This is a genomic window from Kitasatospora albolonga (genome assembly GCF_039535905.1).
Lineage (GTDB): Bacteria > Actinomycetota > Actinomycetes > Streptomycetales > Streptomycetaceae > Kitasatospora > Kitasatospora albolonga.
The window spans coordinates 11,983-29,279 of record NZ_BAAAYB010000085.1 but is presented as its reverse complement, the minus strand read 5'-3'; the positions used below and the strand labels follow the sequence as shown (position 1 = coordinate 29,279).

Annotated in this window: 10 protein-coding genes, 1 tRNA gene and 3 pseudogenes; 9 read left to right on the top strand and 5 right to left on the bottom strand. The window is 71.3% G+C overall.

Translation table 11 applies throughout. The features are described 5' to 3' along the window. Positions 1–16 precede the first annotated feature (16 nt). Together ABD946_RS20940 and ABD946_RS20935 are read left to right on the top strand one after the other, a co-directional pair. Complete coding sequence (locus ABD946_RS20940; RefSeq protein ID WP_345285780.1) at positions 17–931, top strand: NADP-dependent oxidoreductase; 915 nt, start codon at positions 17–19, stop codon at positions 929–931. 47 nt (positions 932–978) lie between these two features. After that, a tRNA-Lys gene (locus ABD946_RS20935) sits at positions 979–1,052 on the top strand. Between the two features lie 47 nt (positions 1,053–1,099). On the opposite strand, the gene ABD946_RS20930 is transcribed toward ABD946_RS20935, so the two are convergent. Then, positions 1,100–2,776: a chitinase gene (locus tag ABD946_RS20930; RefSeq protein WP_345285778.1), complete on the bottom strand. Its 1,677-nt coding sequence runs from the start codon at positions 2,774–2,776 to the stop codon at positions 1,100–1,102. A gap of 297 nt (positions 2,777–3,073) precedes the next feature. On the opposite strand from ABD946_RS20930, the pseudogene ABD946_RS20925 reads away from it, so the two are divergent. Further along, a pseudogene (locus ABD946_RS20925) lies at positions 3,074–6,297 on the top strand (S41 family peptidase). A gap of 170 nt (positions 6,298–6,467) precedes the next feature. On the opposite strand, the gene ABD946_RS20920 reads toward ABD946_RS20925, so the two are convergent. Then, on the bottom strand, positions 6,468–6,665 hold the full coding sequence (locus ABD946_RS20920; protein WP_345285776.1) for a hypothetical protein: 198 nt from the start codon (positions 6,663–6,665) through the stop codon (positions 6,468–6,470). 466 nt (positions 6,666–7,131) lie between these two features. On the opposite strand from ABD946_RS20920, the gene ABD946_RS20915 reads away from it, so the two are divergent. From ABD946_RS20915 to ABD946_RS20895, 6 genes and pseudogenes are all read left to right on the top strand, one after another. Beyond that, complete coding sequence (locus tag ABD946_RS20915; RefSeq protein WP_345285774.1) at positions 7,132–7,302, top strand: hypothetical protein; 171 nt, start codon at positions 7,132–7,134, stop codon at positions 7,300–7,302. After that, a complete protein-coding gene (locus ABD946_RS20910) occupies positions 7,293–8,228 on the top strand; it encodes an aldehyde dehydrogenase family protein (protein ID WP_345285772.1) in 936 nt (311 codons plus the stop codon). The genes ABD946_RS20915 and ABD946_RS20910 overlap by 10 nt, the downstream gene beginning before the upstream one ends. Continuing rightward, positions 8,225–8,863, top strand: a complete 639-nt coding sequence (locus tag ABD946_RS42835; RefSeq protein ID WP_425558669.1) for an iron-containing alcohol dehydrogenase — start codon at positions 8,225–8,227, stop codon at positions 8,861–8,863. The genes ABD946_RS20910 and ABD946_RS42835 overlap by 4 nt, the downstream gene beginning before the upstream one ends. A gap of 24 nt (positions 8,864–8,887) precedes the next feature. Then, a pseudogene (locus ABD946_RS42830) lies at positions 8,888–9,523 on the top strand (hypothetical protein). Between the two features lie 2,913 nt (positions 9,524–12,436). Further along, positions 12,437–13,213 (top strand): pyruvate formate-lyase-activating protein, encoded by a 777-nt coding sequence (gene pflA / locus ABD946_RS20900; protein ID WP_425558667.1) that lies wholly within the window; start codon positions 12,437–12,439, stop codon positions 13,211–13,213. A gap of 479 nt (positions 13,214–13,692) precedes the next feature. Then, the gene (locus tag ABD946_RS20895) at positions 13,693–14,052 is read left to right on the top strand and encodes a phosphoribosyl-dephospho-CoA transferase MdcG domain-containing protein (protein ID WP_425558671.1); all 360 of its coding nucleotides are present in this window, start codon (positions 13,693–13,695) and stop codon (positions 14,050–14,052) included. A gap of 11 nt (positions 14,053–14,063) precedes the next feature. Here ABD946_RS20895 and ABD946_RS20890 read toward each other — a convergent pair. The 3 genes and pseudogenes from ABD946_RS20890 to ABD946_RS20880 form a co-directional block, all read right to left on the bottom strand. Further along, a pseudogene (locus ABD946_RS20890) lies at positions 14,064–16,069 on the bottom strand (dipeptide ABC transporter ATP-binding protein). Then, positions 16,066–16,959 (bottom strand): ABC transporter permease, encoded by an 894-nt coding sequence (locus ABD946_RS20885; protein WP_345285753.1) that lies wholly within the window; start codon positions 16,957–16,959, stop codon positions 16,066–16,068. The pseudogene ABD946_RS20890 and the gene ABD946_RS20885 overlap by 4 nt, the downstream one beginning before the upstream one ends. Further along, positions 16,959–17,186 carry an ABC transporter permease subunit gene (locus tag ABD946_RS20880; RefSeq protein ID WP_345285770.1) on the bottom strand — a complete coding sequence of 76 codons (228 nt, stop codon included), beginning with the start codon at positions 17,184–17,186 and terminating at the stop codon, positions 16,959–16,961. Before ABD946_RS20880 ends, ABD946_RS20885 begins: the two co-directional genes overlap by 1 nt. Positions 17,187–17,297 lie beyond the last annotated feature (111 nt).

Sequence of the window (17,297 nt, the reverse complement as noted above, 5' to 3'; positions counted from 1 at the left end):
AAGGGGAGACAGGCAGATGCTGGCGACGCTGTTCCGGGAGCCCGGTGGGCCCGAGGTGCTGGAAGTGACCGAGCTGCCGGTGCCGGAGCCCGGGCCGGGCGAGGTGCTGGTGCGGGTGATGGCCGCCGGCATCCAGCCGGCCGACACCGCGATCCGCTCCGGCTGGGCGCCGCGCGGCGTGACGGTGGAGTACCCGGCCACGCCGGGCAACGAGTTCGCGGGGGTCGTCGTCTCCCTCGGCGAGGGCGTCTCGGGCTGGGCACCCGGCGACGAGGTGCTGGGCTTCCGGCTGCTGGGCGCCCACGCCCGGTACGTGGCGGCACCGGCCGACCAGCTGGTGGCCAAGCCCGCCGGGATGGGCTGGGCCGAGGCCGGATCGCTCTCCGCCTCCGGCCAGACCGCGCACGTGGCGCTGTCCGGGCTCGGGGTCTCGGCGGGTGACACCGTCCTGGTCCACGCCGCGGCCGGCGGGGTCGGCACGGTCGCCGTCCAGCTGGCCCGGGCCTGGGGCGCCACGGTGATCGGCACCGCCAGCGAGGCCAACCACGACTACCTCCGCTCCCTCGGCGCGACCCCGGTCACCTACGGCGAGGGCCTGGCCGACCGGGTCCGCGCGCTCGCCCCCGACGGGGTGGACGCGGCCTTCGACGCAGCCGGGCGCGGCGCCCTGGAACCGTCCCTCGAACTGGTCGCCGACCGCTCCCGGATCGGCACCATCGCCGACCCGGCCGCCGAGGGCCTCGGCATCCGCTGGCTCTACGGCCCCCGCTCCGCCGCCCGCCTCGCCGAGCTCACCGCCCTCTGGGAGCAGGGCCGCCTGCGCCTCACCGTCTCCGCCTCCTTCCCCCTCTCCCGCGCGGCCGAGGCCCACCGCCTGGTGGAGTCCGGCCACGTCCGCGGCAAGGCCGTGATCCTCCCCTGGGAGGAGTGAATTTCCGATCCGGGCTGCTGACCGGGTAATGTTCTCTTCGTCAGCAGGCGCCGCTAGCTCAGTTGGTTAGAGCAGCTGACTCTTAATCAGCGGGTCCGGGGTTCGAGTCCCTGGCGGCGCACAGACAGCCGGAAGGCCCCTCACTCAGGTGAGGGGCCTTCCGTCGTTCTACGGCCAGTAGCTGTCGAAGTTCTTGGAGAACTCGCGGGTGCCGTTGTACTGGTCCCAGTTGATGGACCAGGTCATCAGGCCGCGCAGGTCGGGCTGGGGGCCGCTGCGGGGGAGGTAGGTGCCGCAGTTGGTGGCCTTGGTGAGGCAGTCGAGGGCCTTGTTGACCTCGGCCGGGGAGACGTAGCCGTTGCCGGCGTAGGTGGTGGCGGGCATGCCGATGGCGACCTGGGAGGGGGCCAGCGGCGGGAAGACGTTGTTGGTGTTGCCGGCCACCGGGAAGCCCTTGAGCAGCATGTCGGTCATCGCGACGTGGAAGTCGGCGCCGCCCATCGAGTGGTACTGGTTGTCCAGGCCCATGATCGAGCCCGAGTTGTAGTCCTGGACGTGCAGCAGGGTGAGGTCGTTCCGCATCGCGTGGATGACGGGGAGGTAGGCGCCGGCGCGCGGGTCCTGACCGCCCCAGGGGCCGGAGCCGTAGTACTGGTAGCCGAGCTGGACGAAGAAGGTCTCCGGGGCCATGGTCAGCACGAAGTCCTTGCCGTACTTGGCCTTGAGGGTCTTCAGCGCGGAGATCAGGTTCACCACGACCGGGGTGGTCGGGTTCTTGAAGTCGTTGTCGCCGGTGGCCAGCGAGAGCGAGTGGCCCTCGAAGTCGATGTCGAGGCCGTTCAGGCCCCACCTGTCGATGATGGCCGAGACCGAGTTGACGAAGGCGTCGCGGGCGGCGGTGGTGGTGAGCTGGACCTGGCCGTTCTGGCCGCCGATCGAGATCAGCACCTTCTTGCCCTTGGCCTGCTTGGCGGCGATGGCCGCCTTGAAGTCGGCGTCCGACTCGACCGACGGGCACTCGGTGACCGGGCAGCGGTTGAACCGGATGTCGCCGGAGGTCACCGAGGTGGGCTCGCCGAAGGACAGGTTGATGACGTCCCAGGAGTCCGGGATGTCGGCGACCTTGGTGTAGCCGGCGCCGTTGGCGAAGCTGGCGTGCAGGTAGCCGACCAGGGCGTGCTTGGGCAGGCCGCCGGGCGGCGGGGCGGTCGGCGAGGAGGAGGTGGACGGGGAGGGGGAGGGCGAGGTGCTGGTGGAGGGGGACGGCGACGGCGAGGCCGAGGTGCTGGTGGACGGCGAGGGCGAGACGGAGACGGAGGGGCTCGGGCTCGGGGCGCCGGGGCCGTCCAGCGAGAGGTCGTCCGCGTAGTAGGTGCCCTGGCCGTACCAGCCGTGGGTGTAGACGGTGGCGCTGGTCTGGCTCGCGCCGGTGGTGAAGCTCACCGAGAGCTTCTGGTAGGCGCCGCCGGTGCCCGGGGTCCAGGTGGAGGCGGTGCTGCCGCCCTCCACGCCGAGGTAGACGTAGGAGCCCTTGACCCAGCCGGAGAGCTGGTACGTGGTGTTCGGTGCGACCTGGACGGTCTGCACGCACTTGGCGATGTCACCGGCCGAGGCCGCGCCGGCCAGGGCCGAACTGCCGGTCCGGGCCTGGCTGCTGACGCTGCCGAGACCGCCCGAGCAGCTCCAGGGCGAGAGGCTGCCGGACTCGAAGCCGCCGTTCGCCAGGAACTCGCCCGCGCTCGCGGACGGTGCCAGGGAGAAGGTGAGGGCGACGGCACCGGCCGCCGCGGTGGCCCAGGCGGTCGCTCCGGCGACCAGCCTTCTGGTGGTACGGGGAGTGCGCATGTGGGGGACGCTCCTGCCTCGTTCTGTGGGGGTGTCCAACTCGGTGCAGGGGAGCCAAAATTGGACTGGACCACTGAAGCGTCTCGGGCCGTCGGGTGTCAATGGCTCCGGGAACGAGGTGATGTCTTTGGGGGCGCGGGGAACTGCGCGGAGCGGAAGGCGGCCCACCTGCGACTGAGGGCGCGTCAGCCAGTTGCACGTGCTGCCGTTCCCCGGCGCGCAGTTCCCCGCGCCCCTGGGCCGCTGCCCTGCCGAGCCTCCGATGCCAGGTTGCGGGCCCGTGGAAGCGCACGTTGCATGGAGGGCGTGACCGTCCCTGGCTACCTCCGGTTCCCGCACCTGCGCGGCGGGCTGCTCACGTTCACCGCCGAGGACGACGTCTGGGCCGCCCCGCTCGCCGCGGACGGCGGGGTCGGCCGGGCCTGGCGGGTCAGCTGCGACCGGACCAGGGTGAGCAACCCGCGGCTCTCGCCGGACGGCGGGACCGTCGCCTGGACCAGCTGGCTGACCCTCACTCCCGAGGTGTGGAGCGCCCCTTCGGCCGGCGGCGAGCCGGCCGTCCGGCTGACGCACTGGGCCAGTCAGGACACCCGGCTGCGCGGGTGGCTGCCGGACGGCGAACTGCTCGCGGTGACCTCGTACCACGAGCCCTTCGCGCACTACACCTGGGCGTGGGCGCTCCCGCCGGACGGCTCCCCCGGGCGCCGGATGCCCTGGGGTCCGGTCGGCGACGCGCAGCAGGACGGCGAGCACACCGTGCTGCTGACGGCCACCGCCCCGCACGAGCCGGCGGCGTGGAAGCGGTACCGGGGCGGCGCCACCGGGCGGCTCTGGCTGGGGAACCGTCAGCTGCTGCCCGAGCTCCCGGGCCACCTGGCCTCCCCGATGCCGATGGGCGACCGGATCGCCTTCCTCTCCGACCACGAGGGCGTGGGCAACCTCTACTCCTGCCGCACCGACGGCACCGACCTGCGCCGGCACACCGACCACGCCTGCTACTACGCCCGCGAGGCGGCCACCGACGGGACCAGGATCGTCTACCAGCACGCCGGTGACCTCTGGCTGTTGGAGGACCTGGAGGCGCCGCACCCGCGCCGGCTGGAGGTGCCGCTCGGCGGTTCGCGGACCGGCCGCCGCCCGTACCAGGTACCGACGGCGGGTCAGGTCAAGGACCTGGCCTGCGACGCCACCGGGCGGGCCGGCGTGCTCACGGTCCGGGGCAGCCTGTACTGGCTGGCGCACCGGGACGGCCCGGCCCGGGTGCTGGCCGACACCCCCGGCGTGCGGGCCCGGCTGCCGGTGGTGCTCGGTGCGGAGGGGCGGATCGCCTGGATCACCGACGCGGAGGGCGCCGACGCGGTGGAGATCGCCCCCGCGCCGGGCCGGGGCGGCGGGGAGGGCCCGAACCGGCGGCTGGCGGCGGGGCGGCTGGGCCGGGTGGTGGAGCTGACCGGTTCGCCGGACGGCCGCACCCTGGCGGTGGTCGCCACCGACGGGCGGCTGCTGCTGGTCTCGGTGGCGGACGGCACCGTCACCGAGGTGGCCGCCTCCCGGCACGGCCCGGTGGGCACGCCCACGTTCTCCCCCGACTCGCAGTGGCTGGCCTGGGCGCAGCCGGTGGCGGGCCGTTCGCTGCGCTCGATCCAGCTGGCCAGGGTGGCGGACCCCTCGCACACCGTGGACGTGACCGGCGGGCGGTTCGAGGACGAGCACCCGGTCTTCACCCGGGACGGCCGCTTCCTGGTCTTCCTCTCCTGGCGCGGCTTCGACCCGGTGCACGACGTGCACACCGGGGACCTCTCCTTCCCGCTCGGCTGCCGCCCGTACCTGGTGCCGCTGGCGGCGGACACCCCGTCACCCTTCGCCGCCCCGGCCGAGGGCCGCCCGCCGGTGGGGCTGGACCCGGAGCAGAGCAGCGGCGACGGCACGGTGACGGTGGACCGGGAGGGCCTGTCCACCCGGCTGGTGCCGTTCCCGGTGACGGCCTCCAAGTACTCCGCCACCGCCTCGGCCCGGGGCGGGGTGCTCTGGCTGCGCTGGCCGATCGCGGGGGCGCTGGGGCAGACCTTCGCCAATCCGGCCGACACCTCGGGCCGCCCGGTGCTGGAGTACTTCGACCTGGCGCACGGCACCCGGACCACGGTGGCCGAGCACGTCGAGGGGTACTCGGTCGCCGGGGACGGCCGGTCGGTGCTGGTGTTCTCCAACGCCACCCTGCGGCTGCTCCAACTCCCCTCCGGCAGCCAGCCCCTGACGGTCGACCTGCGCCGGATCACGCACACCGTGCACCCGGCCGAGGAGTGGCGTCAGTCCTTCCGGGAGGCGGCCCGGATCGTGCCGGACCAGTTCTGGGACGAGGGCATGTGCGGGCTCGACTGGCCCGGACTGGTCGAGCAGTACGCCCCGTTGGTGGAACGGGTGGCCTCCCCCGACGACTTCGCCGATCTGCTCAGGGAGCTGCTCGGCGAGCTCGGCACCTCGCACGCCTACGTCACCGCCGCCCGCCGCAGCGAGGGCGCCACCCTCGCCCAGCAGCCGATGGGCCTGCTCGGCGCGGACATCCGCCGGGCCGCGGACGGCCGCTGGCTGGTGCACCGGATCCTGCCCGGCGAGTCCTCCGACCCACGCGCCCGGGCCCCGCTGGCCGGCTACGGGCTGCGCGACGGCGACGAGTTCACCGCCGTCGGCGGCCGCCCGCCGGACCCGGTGCGCGGCCCCGCCCCACTGCTGGCCGGGGCCGGGAACACCACGGTGGAGCTGACCTTCCACGCCGCTTCCGACGGCTCCGAGCGCCGGATCGCGGTCACCCCGCTGACCGACGAGCGGCCGATCCGCTACCAGGACTGGGTGACCAAACGGCGCCAGCTGGTACGGGAGTTGAGCGACGGACGGTGCGGGTACCTGCACATCCCTGACCTCGGCGGGCTCCGGCTGGGCCCAGTTCAACCGCGACTGCGGCGCGAACTCGACCACCCCGCCCTGGTGTTGGACGTGCGGGGGAACGCCGGCGGGAACGTCTCGGAGCTGGTGCTGGAGAAGCTCAACCGCCGGGTGCTGGCCTGGGACCACGCCCCGGGGGCGGCTGCCGGTCCGCTACCCGCGGGACGCGCCGCGCGGGCCGCTGGTGGCGCTGGCCGACCACGCGACCAGCTCGGACGGGGACGTCATCATCGCCGCGATCCGGCTGCTGGGGCTCGGGCCGGTGGTCGGGACGAGGACCTGGGGCGGGGTGGTCGGCATGACCGGGCGTCACACGCTCGGGGACGGGACGCAGATCTCCGTGCCGAAGAACGCCTCGTGGTTCACGGGCAGCATCGGGTGGTCGGTGGAGAACCACGGGGTGGCGCCGGACGTCACGGTGGTGCGGGGGCCGCACGAGTGGGCGGCGCACCTGCACACGGAGCTGGAGACCGCCCGTCCGGCTGGCCCTGGACCTGCTGGCCGAACACCCGGCCGCCGCTCCCCCGCCCCCCGACACCCCCCGGCCCGACCTCCGCCGCCCGCCGCTGCCGCCCAGGTAACGCCGGGCGCACGAGGACGTACGTGGTTACACCGGGGCGCGAGGAACTGCGCGCTTCGGGAGGCGGCCCACCTGCAACTGATTCTCCGTCAGCCAGTTGCAGGTGCTGCCGTTCCCCTGCGCGCAGTTCCTCGCGCCCCTGAGCGCTTGCCCTGCCCGACCGTCAGCCCGCTAGTCCCAGGGGTCGCCTTCGGCGGTCATCTGGTCGGCGGCGCGGCGGTCGTCCTCGGTGGATTCGATCCGCTCCATCGCCGAGCGCTGCGGGGTGTCGGCGAACGCGTCGGCGGCCTCGTCGTGGGCGAGGCGCTGGCGTTCGTTCGGGTCCAGCGTCTCCTGGGCCTTGTGCCGGAACCTGTCCAAGATGCCCATGCCGTCCTCCTCGGTCGGTCCGCACTGCACTGCCACCGTACGCCGCCACCTGCCCGACGGCTCCCGGAGGTGGAGCCCTTGGGTCCCTCGGAAGTACGTGCCAAGGCCCGTAGCCGCCTGATCTCCGCAGACGGAGGGTGGAGCTGTCAGCCGCCCTCCGGCAGCGTCGCCGGGGCGCCACGCAGCACTCGTCCCCCGAGGTGAGCGAGATGGCCCGCCAGAAGTCCGCAGCCGCAGCGACCGAGACCCCTGCCCCGTCCGAGGCCGCGGCAGCGGTCGACATCCTGGTGACCCGTGGTCAGGAGGCCCTGCGGGGAGTACGCGGGCTTCACCCAGGAGCAGGTCGACCACATCGTCAAGAAGGCTTCGCTGGCCGCGCTGGCCGCGCACACCCGCTGGCGGTGATGGCGGTGGAGGAGACCGGGCGCGGGGTGTTCGAGGACAAGGCCGTGAAGAACATCTTCGCGTGCGAGCACGTCACCATTCGATGGCGGACATGAAGACCGTCGGGGTGGTGCGTCGGGACGAGATCGACGGGATCGTGGAGATCGCCGAGCCGGTCGGCGTGGTCGCCGGCGTCCACGCCCGTCACCAACCCGACCTCGACCACCCATCTTCAAGGCGCTGGTGGCGCTGAAGACCCGCAACCCGATCGTCTTCGGCTTCCACCCCTCGGCGCAGGGCTGTTCCGCCGAGGCGGCCCGGATCGTCCGGGACGCGGCGGTCGCGGCGGGGGCTCCGGCGCACTGCGTGCAGTGGATCGAGCAGCCCTCGATGGAGGCCACCGGCGCGCTGATGAACCAACCCGGGGTGGCGACCATCCTGGCCACCGGCGGGAACGCGATGGTGAAGGCGGCCTACTCCTGCGGCAAGCCGGCCCTCGGGGTCGGCGCCGGGAACGTGCCCGCGTACATCGAGAAGAGCGCGGACCTCAAGCGGGCCGTCAACGACGTGGTGGTCTCCAAGTCCTTCGACAACGGCATGATCTGCGCCTCGGAGCAGGCGGTGATCCTCGACCAGGAGGTCTACGGGCCGGCGATGGCCGAGTTCCGCAAGCTCAAGGCGCACGTGGCGACCGAGGCGGAGAAGGCGCTGCTGGAGAGCTACGTCTTCGGGGTCGGCGAGGACCGGAACTGCGCGGGGGCCAAGCTGAACGCGGCGGTGGTCGGCCGGTCCCCCGCAGCAGATCGCCGAGGCTGCGGGCTTCGAGGTGCCGGCGGAGACCTCGATCATCCTGGTCGAGGTGGGCTCGGTCGGGCCGCAGGAGCCGCTGACCCGGGAGAAGCTCTGCCCGGTGCTGGCGGTGCTGAGGGCGGAGAGCCGGGAGCAGGGGCTGAAGCTGGCCACCGAGATGGTGGAGTTCCATGGGCTGGGGCACTCGGCCGCGGTGCACACCGAGGACGAGGCCTTCGCCGAGGAGTTCGGACACGCCGTCAAGGCCTGCCGGGTGATCTGGAACGCGCCCAGTTCGCAGGGCGGCATCGGCGACGTCTACAACGCCTTCATGCCCTCGCTGACGCTGGCTGCGGCAGTACGGGGCCAACTCGGTCTCCGGGAACGTGACCGCGCTCAACCTCGTGAACATCAAGCGGATCGGGCGGCGCAACACCAACATGCAGTGGTTCAAGATCCCGCCGAAGGTCTTCTTCGAGCGCAACTCCATCAAGTACCTGGCCGACATGCGCGGTGCCCGCAAGGTGGTCATCGTGACCGACCGGACCATGGTGGAGATCGGGCACGTGGAGCGGGTGCGGAGCATCCTGGCCCGCCGCTCCGAGCCGGTCGAGGTGCGGGTGATCGACTTCGTCGAGCCCAACCCGAGCATCGACACGGTGGAGAAGGGCGCCGAGCTGATGCGCGGCTTCCGGCCGGACACCATCATCGCGCTGGGCGGCGGCTCGCCGATGGACGCGGCCAAGGTGATGTGGCTGATGTACGAGCACCCCGAGACGGTCTTCGCGGACCTGAAGGAGAAGTTCTTCGACATCCGCAAGCGCGCCTTCACCTTCCCCGACCTGGGTGAGAAGGCCAAGCTGGTCTGCATCCCGACCACCTCGGGCACCGGTTCGGAGGTCACCCCGTTCGCGGTGATCACCGACTCGGCCACCGGCCAGAAGTACCCGCTGGCGGACTACGCGCTGACCCCGAGCGTGGCGATCTGCGACCGGCGCTCACCACGAACCTGCCGAAGGACGTGACCGCCGACTCCCGGCTTCGACGCCCTGACGCACTGCATCGAGACCTACGTCTCGGTCTACGCCAACGACTTCACCGACGGGCTGGCCCTGCAGGCATCAAGCTGATCTTCGAGAACTGGAGCAGGCCGTCACCGACGGCCCGAACAGCCCGGTGGCCCGGGAGAGAAGATGCACAACGCCGGGACCATCGCCGGGATGGCCTTCGGCTCCGCCTTCCTCGGCGTGGTGCACGCGATGGCGCACACCCTGGGCGCCACCTTCCACGTCGCGCACGGCCGGACCAACGCGATCCTGCTGCCGCAGGTGATCCGCTACACACGGCGCGGCCCCGTCCAAGGTGACCAGCTGGCCCAAGTACCGGAGCTACGTGGCCCCGGAGCGGTTCCAGGCGATCGCGAAGATGCTCGGCTGCCGGCCGGGAGCCCGGAGCAGGGCGTGGAGTCGCTGGCGCGGGACGGTCGAGGAGCTGCGGGCCAAGGTCGGCATCCGGACTCCTTCAAGGCGGCGGGGTCGACGAGGCGTCCGTTCCTGGAGGCGCTGCCGCAGCAGGCGATGTACGCCTACGAGAGACACAGTGCCCCCGGCCAAAACCCGCGGTGCCGAATGATCGCAGACATGCAGCAGCTGAACGCGGCAGGCTACTACGGCGACCGGGTCTGAGACCGGCTGAGGCCCCAAAGTCCCTACGAATCAGGACCTTCCGAGCCATGTAACTTTGTGAATGGATGCAACAATGTACAAGTAGGGCTTCGGAAATCCAAGGAGCGGTGGCAAGCAGCAGACATGGAGCACCCAGTCACACGAGAAGACGGCCGCGGCGCCCGGGCGGGCTTCAAAGGGCGGGCTGTGGCGTGACGCCATCGACGTCGTGACTTCATCCAGCAGAAACCTACACCCCCTACCTGGGCGACAGCTCATTCCTGGCCGGGCCCACCGAGCGCACCACCGCGGGTGTGGAAGGCCACACGGACAATTCCCGAGGATGCGGCCAAGGGCGGGCGACGCCGTGCATCCGTTGCTGGTTTCGCGCGTAAATCGAATTCCGATGGTTTGCCCTAGAGATTGAGTGCGTTTGTGGGGATTGTTCTTTTTAGTTCTGTTTATTTACTATCACACACTAGTACATGGTTTCGAGCGTTGTCTACGACGTCGAGTACGACCCCAATAAACATCCTCCTCGACCAGGACCGTCGCATACGCCCCCGGATTACATTCCGTATTCGGGACAAGGACTGATCGTACGGACTGCAGAACCGGACGGCCCCGCCTGAAGCGGGGCGATCATATGCACCAACGGCGGGTTGGCGGAGGTTCGGCCGGGCCGCCCTGGAGACGTACGGCTACCGGTCGACCCCGGCTGGAGAAGCGTCTTCACCGGAGTACCCGCCAAGACCCACAACGCCGGGTCTTCGAGCGCCTTACATCCCCCGCCATACCGGGCCTGCCCGCAAGGACGGCCATTCGTCACCGGATACTCCCGGACGGCCTACGGCCGCTGGCCGGATCATGGCCGTACTCCCCCCCCCCCCCCCCCTCACCCCCCCTCTACCGCCGGGTCGCGGCTTCACGGGACGTCAAACCGGCTTGAATCGAGGACCAAGCGAAGGCCGAGGAAGTCCGAGCTGGACGCCGCCACGACGAGGCGGCGCTGCTGGGAGGAGACCATCCAGCGAGCCGCGAGGAGCTCTCGAGCAGATTCCGCTCGCTGGGCGGAGCTCAAGCAGGATGACGGACGGGCTACGCGGACTACGACATATCCGGCCCCGCACACCAGTGGAGCCGAGGCCATCTAGTGGCTGTACTTCGCCTACCGGGCGGCGGTTGAAGGAGCAGAACGGGCCGCACCGCGGCGATGGTCGCTGGGGAGCACGCTAGCCCACACTTCGTCGACGTCTACCTCAGCGGGACCATCGCCAACGGGTGCGCTGACGTCTGAGGAGCAGGCGCCAGGGAGCTGGTCGACAGACTTCATCGTCCAAAGCTGCGGATCGTCCCGCTTCCTCCCGCCACCATCCCCCGATGTCACGACGAGCCTGTTCTCCGGACGACCAGACCTGGGTGACCGAAAGTCGCATCTGGCGGCGTTCGGCGATGACGGCCGCTCCGATAGCGGTCGCACCAGGACCTCGTTCCGGTACACTGTCCCAGAACCTTCTCTACAAACCTCGGCCGGTCCCCGAGGCCGAACCATGACGGTCTCTTCTGATCTGTATACCCGCAACTCCCCCAGGGCTTCAAGGAGTTCTGCGCCCCGGTGTCACACGATCGACACCTTCGCACGACGTGGGCAGTCACGAGTCGGACCGAGATGATGCGCCCGCGCTTCGGCGAACACGACGAGCCAGCCAGTGTGCGACCTACGTGCGTTTCGGCCCATGGCGGGTCGGCAAGATCAGATGCAGTCTTCGAGCGCCCGGGTGAACCTCGCCAAGATCCCTGCTCTACGCGGTTCAACGGCGGCCAGGCGGGACGAGAGTACCGGCGCCCAGGTAGGCTCACCGGCCAGCGCGGTCGCGAGCATACCTTATCGTATGTTCTGGACTACGACGACGGTGATTGGCGCTGTTCTGCCCAGGAGATGGAGCGGCCTGGCCCGACCTTACGGTCCACGCCCCTTCAACGCTCATCACTTACAGCCCGACCGCTAGCGCCTTACTGAGCGGATCGAGATCTGGCGCTGCACGACCGCGCCGTCGCCGGCCGCACCATGGCCTGCGGCAGTCGCACGGCCTCCGAGTGGCCGCCTGACTCGCTCTCGGGCCATGAAGCACGCCTAAGGATCACCCCCGTGTTGCGGGGTGAAGGTAGCGGGCTCGGCTGGGTCACCTGACTACCTGATCGAGGGTCGAGTACCCGTGCCTACCTGGCAGACAACGACGACCTGTGACAGGTGGCTCCATCGCGGTCCGGCCTGGTGCGCGAGAGGGACTGTCACTGAAGAAGGTGCGCGAAGCACCGAGCTCTACGCAGCGCGAGCACACCGCAGTCATGGACTAGACGGAGAAGATATCCTCTCCACACCGTGGGTCGACGGGCGAAGAAGACCGGCTCCAACGCCCACTGACGGCGCCCGGGCCGCGCGAGCCGTGTCTCCCCCGAGGCGCCAACCCGATGAACGGCCGGTTAGCGCGCACAACGGATTACGTGGTCACAAGGCGCCACGTACTCCGTCCGTTTACGCTCACAAGGGTGCTTGCGCTATTGGAGCAGGGCGCAACGCCGAGGACCGCGGCATCTCGTGGACCAAACACCGTCACCCCCGACGCGCTCGTGCCGCACCCCCCCCAAGGGATGGGGTTGCGCAACCTCTGCGGCCACACGTCTAGCGGCTAGTACCATGGTACCACTCGGGCTTCACGATCATGAACGTCAATCCGTGCTTCAATACCGCGACCAGCTGCTCGGACGTACATGGAGCACCGGAGAGAACTACCCGCAGACTGAGCCATCTCGGAGAGGACTGCCAGCGGAATACGCGTGTGTCAACGTTCGTCCGGCTGACCCGCGAACTGCAGCTCGACGACTCAACCGCACCTTCCACGGCTCGCTCTACGGACAGGAGATTACCACGTCATGGCCGTCACCCTCGGAACCGAGATCCCGTCGGCGCGCTCACCGTGCGCTCACCGGCTCGGTGCACTCCTGGGACCTCTCCACCGGTGTGGACGGCCGGGCACCCGGTTCGTCACCTTCCTGGCCGGGTGCCCGCTGACCTGCCTCTACTGCCACAACCCCGACACCATGAAGATGCGCAACGGCAGGCGCACCACCGCCGACGCGGTGGTGGCCGAGGCCGCGAAGTACACCACCTTCATCCGCGCCTCCGGCGGCGGCGCCACCATCAGCGGCGGCGAGCCGCTGCTCCAACCGGCCTTCGCCGGCGAGCTGTTCCACCGCTACAAGCACGAACTCGGCCTGCACACCGCCCTGGACACCTCCGGCTTCCTCGGCGCCCGGGCCACCGACAAACTGCTGGCCGACGTCGACCTGGTCCTGCTGGACATCAAGTCCTGGGACCGCGAGCTCTACCGCAAGGTCACCGGACGGCCGTTGGAGCCCACCCTGGACTTCGCCCGGCGCCTCGCCGACCTCGGCAAGGAGGTCTGGGTCCGCTTCGTGCTGGTGCCCGGGCTGACCGACCCGGTCGACAACGTCGAAGGCGTGGCCGGCTTTCGCCGCCTCACTGGGCAACGTCACCCGGTGGACGTACTGCCCTTCCACAAGCTGGGGGCGGCCAAGTACGAGGCCCTGGGCCAGGACTTCGCGCTCGCCGACACCCCCTCGCCGACCCCCGAGCAGGTGGCCGCCGCCCGCGGCGTCTTCACCCGCCACGGCCTCAACGCCGTCTGACGGCACCACAATTCAAGAAGGAGAACCCCGATGACCACCGCAGTGCCGCGCCGCCGCCGCAGGGCCGACGACCCCGACGAGCACCCCGGCCGACCCCGCCGGGTGGTCGGGCCGGTCCCGGCGATGGACGGCCGGACGCCCACCGCGCACGACCTGCTGCTGCTGCACTGCCCCTCCTCCCTGCGGCGCACGGTCTCCGGCGGCGAGCCGCTGCCCACCTGGGCCCGCACCCTGCTGCGCGGCAACCCCTGGGTCACCGTCCGCCGTGCCCCGGCCATCGCCGGCCTCTCCCCCACCCGGGTGCACTGCACCCGGGACGGCTCGGCCACCGCCGAGAGCTGGATCCCGGTCGCCCTGCACGGCCCCCGGCCGGACCAGCGGTCGCCGCCTACGCCCCCCGCTCGGCCGTCGCCCTCACCCTCGCCCCCGAGCAACTCCCGGACCGTCTCGCGCAGTTGCCCGAGGACCGGCAACTCGGAGTGCCCGCCCTGGCGGCCCTCCCGGAGGCCGGCGCGGTGGTCGAGAGCTACAACCTCAGCTGGGGCCCGATCGGCGCCGTCGGCTGCGAGCTGGCCACCGGCGTCCCGGTCACCACCCTCGACAGCCCGCTGCGCCTGCTGCTGCGCAGCCCGCTCCCGTTCAGCCGCCGGGACGCCCTGCTGCTGCGCCGCAGGCTGCGCAAGCTCCCGGTCTGGGTCGAGGCCGAGCTGGAGACCCGGCACGGCTCCGTCTCGCTGGCCGAGTACTCCACCTCCCCGCAGTTCCTCACCCTGCACACCCCGGACGGCCCGAAGCTGGTCGGCGACCCCTGGTTCCCCCGGCAGCTGCGCAGCGCTTGACGGGCATGCGGTCAGGCGTGGTGGCAGGCGACTCCGTCGGTGAGCGGCGGGGTCGTCTGCTCGCACACCGGGTGCTTCTCCGGGGGGAGTTCGGCGTAGAGCGGGCAGCGGGTGCGGAAGGCGCAGCCGGTGTGGCGTTTCGGTCGGGGAGGGCGGGTCGCCGGGGAGCAGGGTGCGGGTACGGGCGCGTTCGGCGGCCGGGTCGGGGAGCGGGACGGCGGAGCGCAGGGCCCGGGTGTAGGGGTGGCGGGGGTGGTCGAGGACCTCGGCGACCGGACCCTCTTCGACGGTGCGGCCGAGGTACATCACGCTGACCCGGTCGCAGAGGTGGCGGATCACCGAGAGGTCGTGCGAGACGAACAGGTAGGCCAGGCCGAGTTCGGCCTTGAGCTGCTGGAGCAGGTTGAGCACGCCGGCCTGGACCGAGACGTCCAGGGCTGAGACCGGTTCGTCGAGGACCAGGAGCTTGGGCTCGACGGCCAGGGCCCGGGCGATGGAGATCCGCTGACGCTGGCCGCCGGAGAACTGGTGCGGATAGCGGCCGGCGTGGGCCGGATCCAGGCCGACCTGGCGGAGCAGCTGGGGGATCCGACGGTCGATCAACTCGCGCGGGGCGCGCTGGGCGAGCAGGGGTTCGGCGATGATGTCGCCGACCGGCTGGCGCGGGTCGAGGCTGGCCATCGGGTCCTGGAAGACGATCTGCACCTCGCCGCGCAGGCGGTGGGCGTCCGCCTTGGTGAGGGTGGCGGTGTCGTGGCCGAGCAGTTCGATCCGGCCGGCCTCGGGGGTGGTCAGGCCGAGCAGTTCGAACAGGGTGGTGGACTTGCCCGAGCCGGACTCCCCGACCAGGCCGAGGGTCTCCCCGCGCCGCAGGTCCAGCTCGACGCCGTCCACCGCGTGCACCGAGCCGACCCGGCGCTTGAAGACGGTGCCCTTGAGCACCGGGAAGGTCTTGGTCAGGCCGGTGACGGCGAGCACCTGCTCGCGCTCCTCACGGGGCGTCAGGTCGGGCTCGGGCAGCGGCGGGACGGGGTAGACCTCCTGCGGGGCCGGGCGGGTCCCGGCCAGGAAGTCGGCGCGCAGGCAGGCCGCGAGGTGGTCGCCGTCGCCGGTGAGCGCGGGCTCCTCGGTACGGCAGCGGTCCTCCACCAGCGGGCAGCGGTCGGCGAACGGGCAGCCGCCGCCGAGCGTCCCCGGGGCGGGTGGCTGGCCGGGGATCGGCACCAGGGCGCCGCGGGCGCCGTCCAGCCGGGGCACCGCGCCGATCAGGCCGAGGGTGTAGGGGTGGCGGGGGTGGGCGAAGAGCTCGTCCACCGGGGCGGTCTCCACCACCCGGCCCGCGTACATCACGGCGACCCGGTCGGCCATCCCGGCGATCACGCCGAGGTCGTGGCTGACCAGCACCAGGGCCGCGCCGGTCTCCCGCTGGGCGGTGCGCAGCACGTCCAGCACCTGGGCCTGGATGGTGACGTCCAGGGCGGTGGTGGGCTCGTCGGCGAGCAGGATGTCCGGGTCGTTGGCGATGGCCATGGCGATCATCGCGCGCTGGCGCATGCCGCCGGAGAACTCGTGCGGGAAGGAGTCCAGGGCCCGGCGGGGGGTCGGGGATGCCGACCAGGTCGAGGAGTTCGGCGGCCCTGGTACGGGCTGCCGCCCGGTCCAGCTTCTGGTGCACCCGGATCGCCTCGACGATCTGGTCGCCGATCCGGTAGACCGGGGTGAAGGCGGAGAGCGGGTCCTGGAAGACCATCGCCACCTTGTTGCCGCGCAGGCCCGCGAGTTCACGGCTGGGCAGTCCGACCAGTTCGCGGCCTTCGAGGCGTACGGAGCCCTTGACCCGTGCGGCACCCGGCAGCAGGCCGAGCACGGCCAGCGCGGTCACCGACTTGCCGGAGCCGGACTCGCCGACGATCCCGAGGGTCTCCCCGCGACGCAGCGTCAGGTCGACGCCCCGGACCGCCGGCTGAGAACCGAAGTCGACGGCGAGGTCGGCGACTTCGAGCAGAGGGGTGGTCACTGGGAACTCCGGGAGGTGGGGTCGAGGGCGTCGCGCAGGCCGTCGCCGATCAGGTTGACGGCGAGGACGAAGAGGACCAGCAGGGCGGCGGCGAAGTAGAACAGCCAGGGGAAGACCGGGGCCTGGTCGGTGCCGGCGGCGAGCAGGGTGCCGAGCGAGACGTCGGGGGCGCGGACGCCGAAGCCGAAGTAGGAGAGGGCGGCCTCGCTCATCACGGCGCCGCCGACGGTGATGGTGGCGTCGGTGATCAGGAAGGAGGCGACGTTCGGCAGGATGTGGCGCAGGATGATCCGCAGGGGGTGGACGCCCATGAAGCGGGCGGCCCGGACGAACTCGCGCTCGCGCAGCGAGCGGGTCATCGAGCGGACCACCCGGGCGGTGATCATCCAGTTGAAGACGGCCAGCAGGACGACGAAGGCGATCCAGCCGGAGCCCTTCAGCCGGGGCGAGATGATGGTGATGATCAGGAAGCTGGGGAAGACCAGCATCAGGTCGACCAGGAAGGTCAGGCAGCGGTCCGCCCAGCCGCCGAAGTATCCGGCGCAGGCGCCGACCAGGCCGGCCAGCACGGTGGAGAAGACCGCCACCAGCAGGCCGATCACCAGGGACTTCTGCAGGCCCCGGACGGTCTGCGCGAAGACGTCCTGGCCGAGCCCGTTGGTGCCGAACCAGTGCTGGCCGGACGGCGGCTGGCGCAGCGCGGTGTAGTCCGGAGCGGCGTAGTCCCAGGGCGTCAGGTACGGGCCGAGGAAGGCCAGCAGGAAGAGCAGCAGCACCGTGACGGCGCCGATCACGACCCCGCGGGCGGCCAGCAGGCGGCGCAGCACCAGGCGGGAGCGGCCTGCGGGGGCGGCCGGTTCGGCCGGGGCGAGCGGGAGCACGGCAGTCATCAGGACCTGACCCGGGGGTCGAGGGCGGCGGTGAGCAGGTCGGCCAGGAAGCCGGAGGCCAGCACCACCACCGCGGCGAACAGGTTGACCGCGACCACCGAGTTGATGTCCTGCTCGTTGATCGCCTGGATGAACCACTCCCCCATGCCGTGGCCAGCCGAAGATGGTCTCGGTGAAGGCGGCGCCGGTGAAGATGCCCAGGAGCTGTAGGCGAACATCGTGGTCATCGGATGATCGCGGGTCCGCAGCCCGTGCTTGAGCAGGGCCTGACGCCTGGGTCAGGCCCTTGGCCTCGGCGGTCCGCAGGTAGTCGGAGCCGAGCACGTCGAGCATGGTGG